Origin of the sequence: Paenibacillus popilliae ATCC 14706 (genome assembly GCF_000315235.1) — a bacterium.
Lineage (GTDB): Bacteria > Bacillota > Bacilli > Paenibacillales > Paenibacillaceae > Paenibacillus_B > Paenibacillus_B popilliae.
In genome coordinates, this window is record NZ_BALG01000365.1 from 1 (window position 1) to 575 (window position 575).

The window sequence follows — 575 nt, forward strand, 5'->3', positions numbered from 1 at the left end:
AGAAGACATTCATCTCCAAAACGCGGGGTGAATGTCTTCTTTTTATACTATCTGCACCGCCTCCGAAGAAAAACGCAAGTTCTTCAGTGGCCTCCAATACATCCGTGTCTTTGTCGACCTCCAGGGCGAACAAGGCCATTGATTTTATGAAGCAGAGCCAGAGCGCAAGGCAGCCGCTACTTATCATGATTACGACAGCCGGAACCGTCAGAGAGTACATATTTGATGATATGTATGCCTATGCCTGCAACGTGGTAGACGGCAAGTTTCAGGACGACCTAAGCCGGAAGGTAAAGAAGGCCAAGAACAGCCCGAACGATATCGGGGCCAATCTATCCATTGCAACCGACTTAACGGCTGCCACCCTGCTAATGATGGACAAGGACACACAGCAAAGATTTGTCTATCAGATGTATTGGCTACCGCGTGAAAACTTTGAAAAGCGCGTACAGAAAATGACAAGTGGCTACAGCAGGGCCTTCTAAAAGTCTGGTGAAAAATAGGTTATCGAGGTCAGATTGAGCCGTAACAAGGACGGCAAAAAGCAAAGCGTAGTTGGGCGAGTAAATGTGTTG

Annotated in this window: 1 pseudogene; it reads left to right on the forward strand. The window is 47.7% G+C overall.

From position 1 onward, the window contains the following. Nucleotides 1-485: pseudogene (locus tag PPOP_RS24710) on the forward strand (hypothetical protein); the annotation flags it as partial. Between the last annotated feature and the right edge of the window lie 90 nt (nt 486-575).